Source organism: Acinetobacter sp. YH12155 (genome assembly GCF_013418255.1).
Classification (GTDB): domain Bacteria; phylum Pseudomonadota; class Gammaproteobacteria; order Pseudomonadales; family Moraxellaceae; genus Acinetobacter; species Acinetobacter indicus.
Genome location: NZ_VPCK01000020.1, coordinates 1 through 18,037 on the forward strand (window position 1 = coordinate 1; position 18,037 = coordinate 18,037).

15 protein-coding genes, 1 other RNA gene and 2 pseudogenes are annotated in these 18,037 nt (G+C 45.8%); 5 read left to right on the forward strand and 13 right to left on the reverse strand.

All coding sequences use genetic code 11. The features are described 5' to 3' along the window. Positions 1–136: 136 nt before the first annotated feature. The 6 genes and pseudogenes from FTU86_RS11495 to sbmA form a co-directional block, all read right to left on the reverse strand. Positions 137–508 (reverse strand): hypothetical protein, encoded by a 372-nt coding sequence (locus tag FTU86_RS11495; protein ID WP_180036582.1) that lies wholly within the window; start codon positions 506–508, stop codon positions 137–139. A gap of 8 nt (positions 509–516) precedes the next feature. Beyond that, on the reverse strand, positions 517–1,035 hold the full coding sequence (locus tag FTU86_RS11500; protein WP_180036583.1) for a hypothetical protein: 519 nt from the start codon (positions 1,033–1,035) through the stop codon (positions 517–519). Between the two features lie 184 nt (positions 1,036–1,219). Beyond that, a pseudogene (locus FTU86_RS11505) lies at positions 1,220–2,152 on the reverse strand (IS5-like element IS17 family transposase). A gap of 243 nt (positions 2,153–2,395) precedes the next feature. Further along, positions 2,396–2,896 carry a hypothetical protein gene (locus tag FTU86_RS11510; protein WP_180036584.1) on the reverse strand — a complete coding sequence of 167 codons (501 nt, stop codon included), beginning with the start codon at positions 2,894–2,896 and terminating at the stop codon, positions 2,396–2,398. A gap of 135 nt (positions 2,897–3,031) precedes the next feature. After that, positions 3,032–3,997, reverse strand: a complete 966-nt coding sequence (locus FTU86_RS11515) for a hypothetical protein (RefSeq protein WP_104499288.1) — start codon at positions 3,995–3,997, stop codon at positions 3,032–3,034. Between the two features lie 230 nt (positions 3,998–4,227). After that, positions 4,228–5,424 (reverse strand): peptide antibiotic transporter SbmA, encoded by a 1,197-nt coding sequence (sbmA, locus tag FTU86_RS11520; protein ID WP_180036585.1) that lies wholly within the window; start codon positions 5,422–5,424, stop codon positions 4,228–4,230. A 375-nt stretch (positions 5,425–5,799) separates the two neighbouring features. Between sbmA and FTU86_RS11525 the strand changes: the two genes are divergently transcribed. Continuing rightward, on the forward strand, positions 5,800–5,997 hold the full coding sequence (locus FTU86_RS11525; RefSeq protein WP_005179730.1) for a hypothetical protein: 198 nt from the start codon (positions 5,800–5,802) through the stop codon (positions 5,995–5,997). A 103-nt stretch (positions 5,998–6,100) separates the two neighbouring features. Here the strand turns inward: FTU86_RS11525 and pgaD are convergent, their stop codons facing one another. The 3 genes from pgaD to pgaB are packed head-to-tail and all read right to left on the reverse strand — an operon-like array spanning position 6,101 to position 9,774. Next, a complete protein-coding gene (pgaD, locus tag FTU86_RS11530; protein ID WP_180036586.1) occupies positions 6,101–6,538 on the reverse strand; it encodes a poly-beta-1,6-N-acetyl-D-glucosamine biosynthesis protein PgaD in 438 nt (145 codons plus the stop codon). A gap of 32 nt (positions 6,539–6,570) precedes the next feature. Further along, entirely contained in the window at positions 6,571–7,830 is a 1,260-nt protein-coding gene (gene pgaC / locus FTU86_RS11535) for a poly-beta-1,6-N-acetyl-D-glucosamine synthase (RefSeq protein ID WP_005179732.1), read from the reverse strand. Positions 7,831–7,848: 18 nt separating this feature from the next. Beyond that, on the reverse strand, positions 7,849–9,774 hold the full coding sequence (gene pgaB, locus FTU86_RS11540; protein WP_257219695.1) for a poly-beta-1,6-N-acetyl-D-glucosamine N-deacetylase PgaB: 1,926 nt from the start codon (positions 9,772–9,774) through the stop codon (positions 7,849–7,851). 576 nt (positions 9,775–10,350) lie between these two features. Here pgaB and tehB point away from each other — a divergent pair. Beyond that, the gene (gene tehB, locus FTU86_RS11545) at positions 10,351–11,217 is read left to right on the forward strand and encodes an SAM-dependent methyltransferase TehB (RefSeq protein ID WP_180036588.1); all 867 of its coding nucleotides are present in this window, start codon (positions 10,351–10,353) and stop codon (positions 11,215–11,217) included. 139 nt (positions 11,218–11,356) lie between these two features. Here the strand turns inward: tehB and FTU86_RS11550 are convergent, their stop codons facing one another. The 3 genes and pseudogenes from FTU86_RS11550 to ssrA all read right to left on the reverse strand — a co-directional run bounded on the left by FTU86_RS11550 (position 11,357) and on the right by ssrA (position 13,480). Then, positions 11,357–11,467, reverse strand: a complete 111-nt coding sequence (locus FTU86_RS11550) for a hypothetical protein (RefSeq protein WP_005179737.1) — start codon at positions 11,465–11,467, stop codon at positions 11,357–11,359. A gap of 327 nt (positions 11,468–11,794) precedes the next feature. Continuing rightward, positions 11,795–12,968, reverse strand: a pseudogene (locus tag FTU86_RS11555) (IS3 family transposase). 152 nt (positions 12,969–13,120) lie between these two features. Then, positions 13,121–13,480, reverse strand: a transfer-messenger RNA (tmRNA) gene (ssrA, locus tag FTU86_RS11560). 132 nt (positions 13,481–13,612) lie between these two features. On the opposite strand from ssrA, the gene glpK reads away from it, so the two are divergent. Further along, entirely contained in the window at positions 13,613–15,097 is a 1,485-nt protein-coding gene (gene glpK, locus FTU86_RS11565; RefSeq protein ID WP_180036589.1) for a glycerol kinase GlpK, read from the forward strand. Between the two features lie 120 nt (positions 15,098–15,217). Here the strand turns inward: glpK and FTU86_RS11570 are convergent, their stop codons facing one another. After that, complete coding sequence (locus tag FTU86_RS11570) at positions 15,218–15,715, reverse strand: thioesterase family protein (protein WP_034597877.1); 498 nt, start codon at positions 15,713–15,715, stop codon at positions 15,218–15,220. Positions 15,716–15,823: 108 nt separating this feature from the next. Between FTU86_RS11570 and hemB the strand changes: the two genes are divergently transcribed. Together hemB and thiO are read left to right on the forward strand one after the other, a co-directional pair. After that, positions 15,824–16,837, forward strand: coding sequence for a porphobilinogen synthase (gene hemB, locus FTU86_RS11575; protein WP_005179750.1), 1,014 nt, complete (start codon positions 15,824–15,826; stop codon positions 16,835–16,837). A 16-nt stretch (positions 16,838–16,853) separates the two neighbouring features. Next, positions 16,854–17,978 (forward strand): glycine oxidase ThiO, encoded by a 1,125-nt coding sequence (thiO, locus tag FTU86_RS11580; protein ID WP_180036590.1) that lies wholly within the window; start codon positions 16,854–16,856, stop codon positions 17,976–17,978. Positions 17,979–18,037: the final 59 nt, after the last annotated feature.

The following is an 18,037-nucleotide window of genomic DNA, read 5'->3' on the forward strand; positions in this document are numbered from 1 at the left end:
TTGTTCCATTTTAGAGATTTGTTTAAGATAAGATATAACTCATTGAGATGTGTCATAGTATTCGTCGTTAGAAAACAATTATTGTGACATTATTTCAATGAGTTATCTATTTTTGTCGTGTACAGAGATCTATCTGCTATTTAAAACGTAACAACTTTGCTAAAACATCAGATGATCTTTTATCCATTCCATGTTTAACGTTTAAATATATTTCATTAAGAACATCAAAAAACTCGGGTCTTTCTTTTGAAGATATAGAAACTACGATCTGCTTAGTACGATTTTCAAGTACTTGAAATAGGTAGCTCACATTTACTGGAGTACTATCCAAGCCAAGTAAGGAATTAAAAGCTTTATTACTCGTAGCTCTTTGGATAGTCACTGTTAACCCATTCTCCTCAGAATTCCATTGATATGTTGAAGGATTCGGCTGTATCCAATCAATTTGAGCATTAGCTGATCTTTGAGCTATTTCATACAAATATTGTGCTAAAGAATTACTTTCCATTTTAACCTCTAATTTTTAAAACTTCTTTTTTCTAAAAGACCCAAAATTTCAGCAACATGATTTGTAATATCACCTAAAGAACTTTGCATCCCAAAATAAATTGAATTCGGAGTTTCATCACCACTAGAAGGAATTAATAAATCTAACTGACTTTTTGCAACCGTTAAAGATGTCTTAAGAGATTCACAAATAGTTTTAAGATCATTCTCTTCTTGAAATGGTGCAATTAGCCGTCGGCATCTACGACTCACTTCACTTAACAAATCCCGAGCTTGAAAAAAAGTTAAGGAATAATCTAATTTATCTAGTCGTTGCATAATTTCCGTAAATTCAATTACAACTGTCTGAATTTTTACAGTTTCTGCTAATTTAGAAGCAGCCTCCTTAGCTGCACGTGCTTCTAGAAATGCAAAAAAAGAAAAACCAACACCTAACCCCCCAATTATCACACTAATCCAAAAATCAGGTTTATTATAAAATGGAATATTTAGTACATTTAGAACTTCCGTCAAATTTTCTACTGCCATCCTTTTTCCAGTATTAGAATAAAAATGTTGTAAAGGAGTATATCTTAAATCATTAAATTATAGTTTTCCTGCTGTTGCTATGTCCTATCTTATTCTTGAAGTTGATATTTAATTTGTGTTTAGGGTAATAACGGCTTTGTTGCACAAAGATTTGAAATGCAAAGCGCCCCTAATTGAGCCAAATTTAAGGCGTAACTTGGGTAAGTGGGCGACCTAATTCCGTAAATCTGTTAAGGACTGCTACACGTGCATGGATCTCATTCACTTGGCTATCAAAACTCCTTGCACTGAGTTTATCTCCTAATAATTTGATGCAATGCATCTTAGTTTCAACCAAACTTCGCCGATGATAGCCTGACCATTTTTTCCATAGTGTCCTGCCTAAACGTTTAATTGCTCGAAGTAATTCATTTCGCTCTAGCGAGCTACTCTTTGTATCTTTCCATGGTTTCGCATTTTTTCTAGGTGGAATCACCGCATGCGCTTGCCGATCTGCAATGACCTGACGGCATTGCTTGGTGTCATAAGCTCCATCGGTATAAACAGAGTCAATCTGCTCATCTTGTGGAATCTAATTAAGTAAATCACCAAGCACCTGTGAATCACTGACATTATTGGTTGTGAGCTGAATAGCGCGTATTTGTAGGGTTTTGGCATCTATACCAATATGTAGTTTACGCCATTGGCGACGATATTCAGCTCCATGTTTCTTGCGTTTCCATTCGCCCTCACCTAGAAACTTCATGCCTGTAGAGTCTACGAGTAGATGCAGCCCATCGCTACTTTTTTGGTAGCTGATTGCAATATCAATATGCTTTTGTCTTCTACAAAACGTACTGTAATCTGGTGCGGTCCAATTTAATCCGCAAAGTTTAATCAGACTTTGCACAAAGCCAGTGACCATACGTAAAGATAGACGGAATAAGGATTTAATCATTAAGCAGCATTGGATAGCTGCGTCGGAGTAGGTTTGATTTCGCCCTTGTTTGCCTTTTGATGGAGCATACCATTGCGTAGCAGGATCAAACCAAATGGCAATATTTCCGCGACTCATGAGTGCTCGGTTATATGCGGGCCAATTGGTTGTGCGGTAGATTTTGTGTGTAGGCTTCTTCATTTGAAAATTATATCGCTGAAAAAGCCTTTACAGATAGGTTTGTGCAACAAAGCCTATTCGCACTGGTTATCATCATTTTGTTGATGATTCCTAAATACCGTAAATGGCTCTCTGAAAGGCAGCCTGAACCACGCAGAAAACAACGTGGATTAGATTTTTCCGATGGAATTGAAGTGATCTTCTACCCCATTTACTGGCTGATTAAAATCATCATCACTATTTTCAAATAAACCCCAAAACCACCTATTCCCCCCGAATCACCCCCAACTTATTCCACACATCTGGCGTCAAAAAGGTCATCATCAACTTGTTTAAATCCAGATAACGCAGTACACCATTCAGCTGACTTTTAATTTCAGGCGTCTTTAAAAGTTCTTCACCGGTAATTTGTCCCAGCTCCTGAAAACTGCTGCCGACCGCTTGGATGCCCTCAGCCTGAATCACCGCTTTGGCCTGCGCAGAACATTGCTCTACCAGTATCCGCTGCAAAACGGTTGCCAGCTTTTGATCTAAAGCCTGTTTTTGTTCTGGCGTCACCTGACTCAAGTGTTTCAAATCCGGATGTGCAGATAGCGCTACAAAGGTCCACTGTAAGACCGCGGTTTTATCAGTTGCCGTGGTCGACTTCACCAGACAGTCACTCAACTGATCAACGGCCGGACCAGCCGTACTCACTTGTGAGCAACCCAAGAGCGCAATCGCTAGACTCCATCCTCGTAGCTGCTTTAGACTCAACTGCATCATGCTATACCTCACTAATATCGGCTCATACCAGAAATAGCCTATTTGTAGCATGCCAGTAGCAATCTCACCTGTTATGACTCTGTAACGCGTATAAAAAAGGAGAAGTGATGTGCTTCTCCTTGTGACTTATACTGACTATTTCATTTGCCTGAGCATACGCTTGGCACCGGCATGATTATGCTGGTTGGCCAGCTCCTGCAAAATCCGTTTGGCCCGGGCTTTGGGCTGGGAAAAACGGTTACTAAAACTCGGCACAGCGCTTAAGCAACGCGCCAGCAAAATCCCCGATTCAGCATAGACATTCCGCGCATTGGTGCCCTGCAACCGGCCATAATTATAGGCCCGCTGTGCGCTGTTACAGGCATTTAACTCATTGCGGCCGCTGTTTAAATCACGGCGTGCAGCGACATAATATTTCATCTGCTGCTGTTGTGGGGTCGCAGCCACCACAGGCGCCGCTTTTACGGGTGCAGGGGTTTTCTCGGCTGGAAGTTCCGGTGTTTCTTTTGGTTCGGGCTCTTTGGCAACAGCTTTAGTGTTTTTATTATTCCGATTGGTATTCGTATTAGCCTTCTTGCTGCTGGAAGATGCCGAACGATAAAAACGCCGTGCTTCATCTTCCGTCATGACTTGAGTAAGTAAATGCACAATGCGCACCTCACCCTGGCCATCGCGTTTACGCTCGCTGACCGGCTCGATTGAAACAATCCAGTCGGGGCCATTTTTTCTGACACAGCGATAGGCACCAATGCCCTGATTAACATCGCGATAAGTCGCCAACAGTTTTTTGGACCAACTGTTTTTCAGCATCGACATCGTACTTTTATAGGCCAGTTTTAAATGTCCTTGCTGCGACTGACAATAGCTGCCCATATATTTGCGAGGAATCAGCGATTCTGCCGCCAGCTCTTTACGCTGTGGTCCCCAATCATATACATAGGCTTTGGCTGAACCATTGGCCTGATTCAGATTTTTTTTCGCAATCAGCTCTTGTGGCGAAGCAAAGTGCTTCAAGGCATCTGGACTAAAACTCTCTACACTGACACAGCCCGAAAAGACGACACCGACCCCAGCCAACATCATGAAGGTTTTGACATTCACGTCTTTATTCTCTATTTTTCCCCACTCAAAACATAGCTCAAATAGGCGCAAATAACAAATCTAGCCAATTGATTTTACTTGATATTTCTCGTTTATTTATTACTACTGCCCCGCACTATCATCTGATAAATGCAAAATATCCAGAGTTTTAACAACGAAACCTGAACGCCTTAACACTTTCATCCGATCATTAAAAAACCCGCCTTAACAGCGGGTCAGTTGGGAATGACTTAATCATCCAGGGTCGATTCAAAGGCTTTTAAACGTTTATAAATCGACAGCAGTTCAATAATGGTTGGCCAGGAGGCAATTAAATACTGGAACGATTCACGTACCTTACCGAACACGTTACCAATCTGCATCATCAGGCCAAGGGTAATCGCTCCAGCAGCAATACTTGGGAACAGCACAAACAGACCGTAAATATTGTCCAGCTGCATGTACCAGATTCGTACCAGGTTAAAATAGGCATAATGGAAATACAGGCGGAAATAATTCAGACGAACCTTGCTAAACAGCTCTTTTAAAGTCAGCGGATCGGCACGCTCGGCATGATCTTCCCCATAGACCAGTTCTTTACGATAAGCCGCTTCCACCTTCTGGTTGTTAAACTCCAGTCCTGGCAGTTTATAACCGACCACCATCAGCAGTACGGTACCAAACACCGCCCAACCAATTGCCGCCCATACCAGCGCATAAGGAATTTCCCCCAGAATTGGCAGGGTTTTCACATGGCTCGATAGCGTCACCAAAACCGGTAAAAAGGCAATCAGGGTAATGAGCGCTTCAATCAGACTGACGCCCAGACCTTCGGTGGTACGGGCAAAGCGCATGGTATCTTCCTGAATACGCTGCGATGCCCCTTCAATATGACGTAAGCGGTCCCAGTAGGCGGTGTAATAATTGTTCATTGCCGTCCGCCAGCGGAACACATAGTGGCTGACAAAGAACAGGTTAAATACCGAAACCGTCACCGCCACAATTGCCACATACAAAAAGGTCATGATCTCGGCATAGAGATTATTCACATCACCGCCGCCATTACTCAGCATTTGCTGGATCAGGTCATAAAACGGGCTGTACCAGGCGTTAATGACCACGCTCACCTGCACCCAGAACCAGATATTAAACAGAATGAAAGATGAGCCCCATACCGACCAGCGCTGCCAGGGATTATCCGATTGAATCCGCCAGAAAATTGCAAAAATGGCTGTGGCCAGAAAATACCAGAGATAGAACCAGAGAAATGCCGGTGACCAGAAACGGCTAACCCCAATCGGGAGTTCTGCTTCATGATAGCCTTCAGGCAAACCGATGATGGTGCCCCAGCCTTCTCCACCGGAATACCACAGCACCAGATTAAGAATGAACCAGAGTAACAGCGAACTAAAAAACCATTTCGGATGTGGAAAAAATGACTTAAACATGCAGTGTTCTATTTCCTTTATTCTTTTCAAGATGTTGAAAAGCAGCGTTTACAACATTGCAGCGTGCAATGCGCCACGCGATGACTTCAACATGAGCAATATACAAGATTTCCCCGACAGCGCATGTACTTTTCAGTACCGATTTTTCCGCTGACCAGTATTTAAAGCAATATAAAACCCCAATACTCCCCCTGACTATTTTCAGTAAAACAATAAAAAATCAAGAGCTTAAAATACCAATTTTTAGACTAAAAATTTAACTTTATTTTTTAAAATATCAATTACTTATTTATAATCTGACAAATAAAACCCATATTCCCGACCAGACAATGCTAAGATAAATATGTGATACATAATACATTTTTGAGGGAAATCATGATGGAAGTGAAAGCTGTTGAACTTATTCAGCCTCTGGTACTTGAGAAAGAGAACTGCCCACCTATCCATTTTGAGACAGGCACTATTTTAAAAGTTCTGATGACCACGCCAACAGCGTATCTGGTCACCGCCGACACTGAATTTAATTTCACCATTTCATTTCAAGATGAAAACAAGGTCTGGCGCAAGCTTTAGTCCTCATTCCAAGCGCGATTCTTATCTCCATTCAGGCAGCTTATCAGGCTGCCTGTTTTTTTTTGCAGATATAAAACCAGAGCAGCCGAATTCCAGCCAACCTTTAAGATACAGTGTACTGGGAATGTGCCTGTAAATCGACAATCTTACCCTCCTGATCATGATAGACCGTGACAATTTTGGCCTGACGGGATTGCGTTAACATCACCGGTTCCAGCTGAAAATGCTCGGCAAACTGGTTTAGCGGTGCCGGTTGCATGGTCTGGATGGAATATGCCGGAATATAGTTGGTCCACAGCCATAAACTCAAGCCACAAGCCACCAGCGCACTAAAACCATTTTGCAGAATACTTAGCATCAACTGGGCCACTTGCTGAATCAGTGCATCCCGTTCCAAATCCAGTAAACCCAGACTGCTTAAAACTGGCTGCCACAACAGGCCCCAGGTCAGCCATAAGCCGGCGGTACACACGTTCGAGGCATAACGCTTTTGCCACGGCAATTCATAGCGATAATCAATAATTAAAGTATTGGCTTTCACAACTTTACTCTCAACACATCACATCGCGACAGTTAGCTGTCACGTTTAATTCCACGATCGGGACTGATCCAGCGTGCACGTTTCCCTTCCCCACGCAGCAGCATTTTCGGAAACGCCACAATACTGGCCGATACGGTAATCAGCCAGAACATGAACGGATACCAGATCATCCAGAAATAGTTTTTGGCCAGATTTTTTTCATAGCGGCTGTCCATCCATTTGCTGACCATAAACTGGAACAAACAGGTCGCGCCCAGCACAATACCCACCCCTTGCGGTAAAAATGGCGATTGCAGTTCCGGCAACGGTAAAATAGGCAGGCAGAAACTTAACATCCAGAGCAGACACAGCAACAGCAGCAGATATGACCAGACCAGAGTCAGCATCATTTCCAGAATCAGCGGCCACAAATAATTCAGCTTGGGCTTAAAAATTACATCAATATTTTTATTTAACACCTGCGCCCCACCCATGGCCCAGCGCAAACGCTGTTTCCATAAGCCTTGCAGGGTTTCCGGCATCAGTACCCAGACCAGTGCATTCGGTTCAAATTCAATTTTCCAGCCGGCACGCTGCAGTTTCCAGGAAATATCAATATCTTCGGTCAGCATATCGTGCGACCAGTAACCGACCTGATGTACCGCGCTTTTACGAAAGGCGGTAATCGCGCCGGAAACAGTAAAAATACGGCCATAGGTGCGCTGGGCACGTTTAATCATGCCAATAATCGAGGAGAATTCTCCGACCTGGACCCGGCCCAATAAGGTCGAGCGATTGCGAATTCGCGGATTGCCCGTAACGGCTGCCACCGCCGGATCACGCTGAAAATGGCGCAGCATCCAGCTGGCGGCATGCGGATCAAGCAAGGCATCACCATCAATTCCAAGCAGGTATTCGGCATCGGTGACCAGACTGCCAGCTTGCAGACCCATGGCCTTGCCCTGATTTTCTGCCAGATGCACCACCCTTAACCGTGGATGCTGGGCCGCCAGACGGTTCAGTACCTCGCCAGTATTGTCCGAGCTGCCATCATTAATCGCAATGACTTCAAAGTTGGGATACTTTAATGCCAGTGCCTGGGTGATGGTTTCCTCGGCATTATCGCCTTCGTTAAAACACGGAATGAGCACCGCCACCAAAGGATATTCCTGTAAAGCTGGCGGCTGAGTAAAGGTCGGATCTTTGCGTTCTTTGACATAGAAAATCAGCGCGCCCATCATCCATAAATAGGACATGAACAGCGGATAATAAAACACAAAGTTCAGCACCGATTGCCAGAGTTCTTGCAACATGGTTGTTCCTCTAGCCTGTTACGGTGCGGATGCGGGCTGAGACTGGAAGGCCTGACGCAGCACAGCCGGATCAGGATGATTCTGGATTGGATCATCCGGATAGTAGGCAATGTGCTTCACACCGGCCTGATAGAGTTTCTGAATTGTTTCCGCAATTTCCGCAGATGGAATTTTATTGCCACTGCGCCAGTCGACCGCCTGCAATTCAAACACCGTTTTACGCAGCCCTTGCGGATACTGCTGCACCCGACTCAATAGCTGCTGATAAAACTGCGCCGGATCATCGACCTGTTCCATATATGGCATGGCCATAATCGCGGTGAAGTCATAACGGTTTAGCGACTGTTCCAGCGACTGGGCATACCAGTTTTCTGAATAGGCCGACAGTGCCACCTGTGCATACAGGTTACGCGAGGTCTGCAAATAAGGCTGATACTGACGTACGGTCTCGGCCAACTCCATGGCAAAATCATCAATCACTTTGACTTTATAAGCTGTCCATTTCTGCAAGGCAGTATCATCAGCACGCAGTTGTGCCAGATCGGTGGCTAAGCCCTGCTGCTGATAGGCCTTTTTGGCCCAGCTGCTGGCATCTTCATAATCGGACAAGGTGGCATCATCATGGAAAATAATACCGTTGAACTGCGCCGATTTGGCCAGATCTTCATAAATGCCTTTAATGGTGTTGCGGGCGCGCGGCGAAAATGGGCTTAAACGGTGATAGCCCATGTTCAGATGCTTGCCGCTATGTGGCTGCTCGGTTTGCACCAGATCTTGGGCCACCGGATTCGAGACCGGTAATTCCCAGGCAAATACCGGCATCCAGGCATAGACACGACGTACCTGAGTCCGGGTCTGGATTTGCCAGGCCACACGGTTAAACAGGTCGGCACGCATTGGAATATAACGGTTCGGGAAATAGACCAGATCGGCCGAGCCATTGCCATCCGGATCAGAAAATGCCTGCAAATATACGGTATTGACGCCAATCTGCTGAATCCGGTCCAGCAATAAGCCTAAATTACGTTCCTGCTGCTGCGGGTCCGGATCATAAATATAGTCAATATCGACATGCATGATCTTTTGCGGACGGTCATTGTCCGTGCGCTGCTGCTGATGTTTCTGGATTTCTTTAGCCAGCAGCGCTGCATCCATGTGTTTTTGAATCAGAATTCGCGGCAATCTGGAAAAACTGTTTACAGGTTGATTCTCGGCATCATCCAGCGTCAGGCTGATTGGCATCTTCAGTTTTTCGGCAATTTTTACCGTATGCAAGTTATAGCGACCATAGGGCCAGACCATAATTTTTGGTGCTTTCAGGCCATGTTTTTGCAACAGGCGCTGATTGGCTTTTAAGTCCTGCTGAATGCGTTTCTGATAAGCGTTGTCATCTTCATAACGCTGCTGCTGCGGAAAATAGGCACGTGCTACGGTGGCCGGCAATTCATTGCCCTGCGGATTGGCCACAATGCCTTTATGCAGGTCATAACTGTGGCTGGCAATTTCCACCAGACCGCTGGCCTGTAATTCTTTTAATTGTGCCCAGCTTAAAAAATGCTGGCGTGACACCATTTTCCCGCCAAAATTAACCTGTTGCTGTTCTGCTGGTTCTAACCAGTGCCCGACCACCGACAACACAGCCGGAATATTCCGCTGTTTTAAAACAGGATAGACATGCTGATAAAAACTTTGATAGCCATCATCAAAACTGAGCAAGACTGATTTTTCCGGTAGCGCCTTGTTGTGTTGCTGTGCCTCTAACAGTTGCTGACTGCCAATAAACTGAAAGCCATTTTGTACCAGCCAGTCCAGATGCTGCTGCAATTGTTTAGGCTCAATCGCATATTCAGGCATTAACGGTTGTGGTTCAGAAGTGACTTCGTGGTAGGCAAGGATCGTCAAGTTTTTCATTTCATTTCCCGCCTGTGCCCAACCCATGAGCATACTACAAAGAAAGAAAACAAAAATCTGGACCGCTTTAATAAACTGAAATAGAGGAGACATAAGGCGCGCGGAATTCATGGTACAGACAAGAAGATACGATGCTACATTCGAGCAATTGCGCAGATTCAACCATTATTTTATTATTATTTGTGTATACATTTGTTAGTTAATCCCGTTTTTTTGCTTTTTGCCCTTGCTTTCAAAATAAAGCAATAAAATATTTATGATTTTATATCATTCACTTAGTTTTACTTATTTTTTAGCCACCCGCCAACGGGTCAGTTGATAATTTTCTAAAGGGTAGACGCTTTTATAAGCCCAAAATGTGATCTGGTTTTCAATTTTAAATTCTCACCATTTGATACTGAAGTATTTTTCAAAACGCTAATACATCTGCAAAAATGGAAATGTGGAGATCATTTTGAGCTGAATCTTCATGGCTGAAATAGTATGGATTGAGTCATCTAGATAATTGGAAGTGGGCCGATGAAATCATGCCCTTTCCCCTTCCTTCTCTGGCATATTGTGCAGGCTTAGGGTTTAATGACATTTACCCCAAGTGCACATGGAGAAAAGATGCAAACGCTCGTATGCTATAAACAGCTACCGATCTGGACACAAGACACTATCCCGCCCGGCTTTTTACGCCAGCACAATACCAAAGCCGGCACTTGGGCCCAACTGAAGGTTTTAAAAGGTGAATTGCATTTTGCCTTACTCGATGAAGCAGGCACGCTGTTGTCTGAACATCTGTTTAGCCCGGAACAGCAACCGCCCATGCTTGAGCCGCAAGTGTGGCACAAGATTGTTTCGGCCAGTGCCGATATTGAATGTCAGCTCAGCTTTTATTGCACAGCCAATGACTACTTTGCCAAAAAATATAAACTGACCCCGACCCATTCAGAAATTCTGGCCGCACAGCCATCTTTACAGGGCAACACAGCGCTGGATGTTGGCTGTGGCAGTGGTCGTAATGCGCTGTTTTTAAGTCAGCACGGTTTTCAGGTCGATGCCTGGGATGTCAATGCCCAAAGTCTGGAGCGCCTGAACGAGATTATTCAGCAGGAACAGATTCAGAACATTCACACCGCACTGCGGGATTTAAATATTAATCCACAGATTCAGGGCCAATACGATTTTGTGTATTGCACGGTGGTGATGATGTTTTTACAACCCGACACCATCCCAACCCTAATTCGGCAGATGCAGCAGGGCACCAAAGCTGGCGGCCTTAACCTGATTGTTTGTGCAATGGATAGTGAAGATTATCCGGTTCAACCGGACTTCCCTTTTAGCTTTAAAGCCGGAGAGTTAAAGGCTTATTATGAGGGCTGGAATTTGCTGAAATACAATGAAAATATCGGTGAACTGCACCGTGTCGATGAACAGGGCAAGCGTATTCAGCAGCGCTTTGCGACATTATTGGCACAGAAAACAGCGTAAAAAATTTATCCTTACATATAAAAGCTGATCGTCTGGATGAGGGTCGGCTTTAGAGGAAGAATACAAAACAGTGATGGTCAGCAAGTTTAAGAACTTGCTGATGATTCAATAATTATTGGATAAAGCGACTAAGAAAACGTTACAGCAGATATTCCCAGATCACATAGCCTAGACCAAAACCAATCAATGAGTACAGCGTAATAATAAAGAAGACAAAACTCGCGCTATTTTTCTTTTTTAAAAAGCTCATTGTGATCTCAACGGTAAAATCTGTTGTCACATCTTACCCCCAGTTTAAGGATTTTTAAAGAGTGATCCGCAGTCGGAGAATTCATGATCTAGGTCTACTCCTCTCTTAATCATCCTCTTGATCAAGATGAAGCCAGACTTATATGGAATTATTGGTTTTAAGAGAATTGATAAAAGCAATCTCATCTAATTTCTTATTTTAAACAAGAAAGAAATATCCCTCATACAAAGTTAAAGCTGATGGACCGTTTTAAACTGGTATTTGTTTCTTTGTAAAAGTAAGGAAAAATAAATAACAGATAAACCTATCATCACCAATCCTATGATCCTAGACAGTATCGTGGACAATCGATCCCTCTAAACTTTTAATATATTTCTGTTCAAAGGCTTCTGGACTTAACCAACCGTTTGCAGAATGCCTTCTGACCCGATTGTAATAAATCTCAATATAGTCAAACAAGACCGCATTCGCCTCTTTTCGAGTGACAAACACACTGCCATGCACCACATGGCCTTTCAATGTATGAAAGAAGCTTTCAGTCACGGCATTATCCCATGAGCAGTATACTGCGCAAGGCCGCGTCTAGACATACTTTGAATACAATCATTTGTCAGCAAGAGTGCTCTAAAATCACGACTACAGTACTGACTGCCTTGGTCCGAATGAACCATAACACCTGTTGGATAGCCCTGACGAGCCATTGAATAATGAAACGCATCACACACCAATTGGCGGTCTATTCGATGGCTGGTTTGCCATCCCACGATACGACGACTAAATAGATCCAGCATCACACATAAATACAGCCAACCTTGCTTGGTACGGATATAGGTAATATCCGTTGTCCAAACCTTGTTAGGCTGCATGACTGTAAATTGGCGATCTAACAAGTTTGGTGCTGTAGGCAAACGATGCTTTGAATCAGTCGTATGCTTGTATTTACGTGCAATCTTGCTCCGTAGACCAAGTTTTTTTAGCATTCTTCCAACGGTTCGTTCGCTCATGGTGTACCCTAAATCATGCATGTCATGTACTAATGAAGGTGCACCCAATCGTGCATGATGCTGCCAATATACGGCTTTTAAATCATTATATTTCTGCGCTGGATTGGCCTGGCGTTTTCGCCAGGCATAATAGCCTGAAGTGCTGACACCCAGGCATTTACAGGCAGAAGATACAGTGACTTCATTCACATCCAAATCTTGAATTACCGTGTACTTTTCTTGGCATGATCTGTCAGAAAGTACACATGCGCTTTTTTTAAGATGTCATTGGCTTCCCTGAGCTGTTTGACTTCTTTCTCTAATTCTAAAATCCGCTGTTGTTCTGGTGAAAGTTGGCGTTTGCTTGAACCCGCCGGATTGATTTCACGAATCCATTTATCCAATGTTGAATAACCAACACCTAATTTCTGGGCGATTGCAGCTAAAGATTCGTGCGAGTTTGAAAGTGCATAATCAATTGCTTGCTGTTTAAATTCAGGACTAAAACGTTTAGCCATTTCGGATAAGAACAAGCAAGAAATTGCAAAATTAAGCGTGGCACACACAGCATAAGGCCACTGATATTTCTACTTGTTGAAATAAAAATGTGGCAAAAATGTGGCAAATAAAAAAGCCACTTACATAAGTGGCTGATTTATAAAATATATTCTGGTGGAGGTGGCGGGAGTTGAACCCGCGTCCGCCAACACTACGCTCGAGAATACTACATGCTTAGATATCGTCTATTGTTTTAACACTTTAAGACCCGACGAACAGGGTTCAAAGTGCGATCCTCTAAGTTTGGTATAAAGCCCCGAGGCTTGGCTCTATACGGACTTGTGTGCGTTCGCTTCGGTCGGGTTCACTGACCACAAGTATTCAGTGAAGCGGACAAGCGGCCCTTAGGCAGCTAGAGCGTAAGTTTCGTCGTTTGCGACTATTTAAATGCAAATTTGATTTACGAGAGAAAATGCGCTCTCGGCATGCATCTATGAGTTTCATCATCAGCGTCGAAGCCAATAACACCCCCAGACTACAGCGCCATCATAGCATAAAAGTTGAAAATTACGAGATCATTTCACAACTATTCACCGCAAGATCTGCGCTTAATAACATAATTGCGCTAATATTTTAAATTTCAAGTCAGATAACAGTATAAATTATGACTTATTTACTCGCCCTGGATCAGGGCACGACCTCAAGTCGCGCGATTATTTTTAATGAATATGGACAGATTCAGGCTAGCGCGCAACGCGAAACCCAAATCAACACCCCGCAATCCGGCTGGGTGGAACAGGATGCCCAGGAAATCTGGAGCAGCCAGATGGCCGTGGTGCAACAGGCGCTGGCATCCGCACGGATTCTGGCCAAAGATATTCAGGCCATTGGCCTCACCAATCAGCGGGAAACCACCATCGTCTGGGACAAACGCCATGGCCAGCCCTTGGCGCCGGCCATCATCTGGCAAGACCGGCGCGCAGCCGACTGGTGTAATCAGCTGCTGCAACAGGGACTGCAACAAAAAATACAGCAGACCACCGGATTACTAATTGACCCTTATTTTAGTGCCGGCAAGCTGGTCTGGTTGCTTAAGCATATTCCCGGTCTGGCCGAACTGGCAGCGCAAGGTCATGTTGCCTTTGGTACCGTCGATAGCTGGCTAATCTGGAACCTGACCCAAGGCGCCGAGCATGTAATTGAAGTCAGCAATGCCTCACGCACCATGCTCATGAATTTACAGACCCAAAGCTGGGATGAAGAGCTGCTGCAACTTTTTCAGATTCCCGCTTCGGTCTTACCAAAAATCATCAGTTCCGACCATTATGTGGCCGATACCGCTGCCGGCTTACTCGGCGCCCGACTTCCAATCAGCGGCATTCTGGGCGATCAGCAATCTGCCCTGTTCGGCCAGTCCTGCTTTGAGCCGGGCATGGCCAAAAACACCTATGGCACCGGCTGCTTTATGCTGTTTAATACCGGTTCGACACTGCAATACAGCCAGAATAAACTGCTCAGCACCTTGGCCTGGCAATGCCAGAACCAGACCCATTATGCGCTTGAAGGCAGTGTGTTTATGGCTGGTGCGATTGTGCAATGGCTACGCGATGGTTTGGGCATCATTCAACAGAGTGCCGAGGTCGAACAGCTGGCCAGTCAGGTCCGCGATACCGATGGCGTGGTGCTGGTGCCGGCTTTTACCGGTCTAGGTACGCCGCATTGGGACAGTGATGCACGTGCCCTGCTCTGCGGTATGTCGCGTGGCACTCACAAAGCCCATATCGCCCGGGCAGCGCTTGAAGCAATTGCCTTTCAAGTGGCCGATGTTCTCAGCGCGATGCAGTCAGATATTCAGCAACCGCTCAAAGAATTACGGGTCGATGGCGGCGCCAGCTGTAATGATATGCTAATGCAGTTTCAGGCCGATCTGCTCAATGTGCCAGTGTTAAGACCACAAATGCGAGAATCCACCGCCTGGGGTGCAGCGGCAATGGCCGGGCTTAAATCCGGGGTATTTAATAGCTTAAGTGATATTGCTGATAACTGGCAGCTGGAACGCGCGTTTGAACCCGGCATGGGAGAAGATCAGCGCCAGGCACATTTACAAAAATGGCAACAGGCGCTAAAACGTGCCCGTTCCGATCTTTAAACAGCACACGCCCCGCGAAATCGCTCAAGCTTGATTTTTATGCTATTCACCGCGACTGATCCAAATAAAAAACAGGCCCGATTGAGCCTGTTTTTTTATCTGCCAATCAATCCATTTGGATTAATAAGCATAAGACGCAATTGCGGTGGCAATGGCTTTATGTTCATCATTGACCAGAGTCATGCGCATGGTACAGCCTTTACGGCCCAAACGCAGGGTTTCAGCACGGGCCGTAAAATATTTGCCTCGCCCCGGCGCCAGATAATCCACCCGCATATCCACCGTGGCCAATCGGGTCACTTTCTTGATGGTATCAGGTAACTGCTCCGGCTCGGTGCGCTTATACAGCTCGCCCATCGCCACAATCCCGCCCACACTGTCCAGAATTGTCGCAGCAACCCCGCCATGTAAAATCTGGAAAGCCACATTGCCAATCAGCTGCGGCTGCATCTCGATATAGGCTTCAATCTGCTGATCCACCACGCGCATCTGCATACCGTTATGCTTGAAAAATGGTGAACTGTTAAAGGCCTGACACAATTGCTGTAAGACGACATCAATATCTACTTTCGAACCCAAATGAATGCCTCCGGTCCACTTTTTTGCCATATCGCTCATAAATTGGCCAATTACCTTAAATTGAGAAAAAACGCATGTATTTTGCCCCACAATCCTGTTTATGGGTCTACAATATTGCCTAGTTTAATACTGATCAGTGAGATTGTTATGACTTATACGTTCAATCGTCCCGCATTTCCTGCCACTCGTATGCGTCGTATCCGTAAAAATGACCAGCTACGTGCCATGGTGCGAGAAACCCAGCTCACGGTTGATCATCTCATTTATCCAGTATTTGTTTTACCCGGTCAAAACCAGACCCAAGATATTCCAAGCATGCCCAACATTCAGCGCCTGTCGGCCGATCTGCTGCTGAAAAAAGCCGAACGCCTGCTGGAACTGGGCGTGTCTAAACTGGCGCTGTTTCCGGTCACCCCACAAGAAGATAAAAGCCTGACCGCCGAAGCCGCCTGGCGCGAAGATGGCCTGGTACAAAGTACGGTCCGTTTACTGAAAAAAGAACTCCCGGAGATGGTGCTGATTACCGATGGCGCCCTCGATCCGTACACCACTCATGGTCAGGACGGCATTATTGATGACAGCGGTTATGTGCTGAATGATGAAACCGTAGCAGCCTTAATCAAGCAATGCTTAAGCCATGCCGAAGCTGGTGCCGATGTGGTGGCACCAAGCGACATGATGGATGGCCGTATTGGTGCTATCCGTCAGGCACTGGAAGCACAAGGTCATATCTATACCAACATCATGGCTTACTCGGCCAAATATGCTTCCAGCTTTTATGGCCCGTTCCGGGATGCCGTCGGCTCGGCCAGCAATTTAAAAGGCGGCAATAAATACAATTACCAGATGGATATTGGCAACCGTGCAGAAGCGCTGCATGAAATCGCGCTGGATATTCAGGAAGGCGCCGACATGGTCATTGTCAAACCAGGTATGCCATATCTAGATATTGTCCGTGAAGTCAAAGATACCTTTGCTGTGCCAACCTTTGTTTATCAGGTCAGTGGCGAATACGCGATGCTGGCTGCTGCCATTCAAAATGGCTGGTTATCCGACAGCGTGATCATTGAATCGCTGATGAGCTGCCGCCGTGCCGGTGCCGATGGGATCTGGACCTACTTTGCAGAAGAAGCCGCACTCAAACTCAAAGACATGAAATAAGGATATTGCCACTGCAATGAAGCACATTGCCATGATTGGCGCCGGCATTAGTGGACTGATGTCGGCGCTGGAGCTATTGGAACAGGGCTGCTCGGTCAGTATTTTTGATCAGCAGCAATCCGGTCAGGCCGCTTCCTGGGCCGGTGGTGGTATTCTCTCTCCAATGTATCCGTGGCGTTATCCGGCAGCGGTGAATGTGCTGGCGCAATCAGCCAAGACTGAATATCTGCGCTGGAATGCCAAACTTCAGCCTGACACCGGCATTGATTTTCAGATCCATGAAACCGGTATGCTGATTTTTGATGAAAGCGATTTTGACATTGGCCTGAATTTCGCCGAGCAGTTTCAGCAACCGATGCAGCAGGCAGAGCATCTGCACAGCACCAAACTGCATCAACTGAATCCACATATTTCCGCCCAGTTCCAGCAGGCCATCTATTTCCCGCAGCTGGCCAATGTGCGTAATCCGCGTTTATTACAGTCAATTCTGTGCTATTTAAAGCAGCATCCACGGGTGCAGCTGTTTGAACACTGCCCGATTGAACGCCTAGAACTGCACGGTCAGCAAGTACGCGCCATTGTTGATCAGACCGGACAGCGTTATCAGGCCGATGACTATGTCTTGACCACCGGCGCCTGGTCAGCGCGCTGGGCCGAGCAGCTTGATGTACAGATTCCGGTACGTCCGGTACATGGACAGATGGTACTGTTTAAAACTCCTGAAAACTGGCTGCCCACCATGTGCATGAATCAAGTCATGTATCTGATTCCGCGTCAGGACGGCCATATTGTCTGTGGTTCCAGTATGGCAGAACAGGGCTTTGATACCCGTTTGAATGCCGATACCACGGCCAATATTCTGGAGGCCAGCTATGCCATGGTGCCAGCCTTAAAAGACCTGCCCATCATCAAGCAATGGGCCGGTTTACGCCCTGGCTCACCAGACGGCGGTATTCCCTATATTGGCTTGATGCCGGAGTTTGACAATCTGTGGGCCAATTTTGGCCATTTCCGCAATGGCTTATGTATGGCACCAGCCTCTGCGCGTTTGCTGCGTCAACTGCTATTGGGCCAGCCCCCAGATGTATCTCCGGAGGCTTATAGTCCGGCCCGTTTACAGCGCGCTGCCCTGGCCAGTTAAGATCGGATCGATTCCCCTACCCGAGATGAGGCGAAGGGAAATACACCAGATGATTTAGC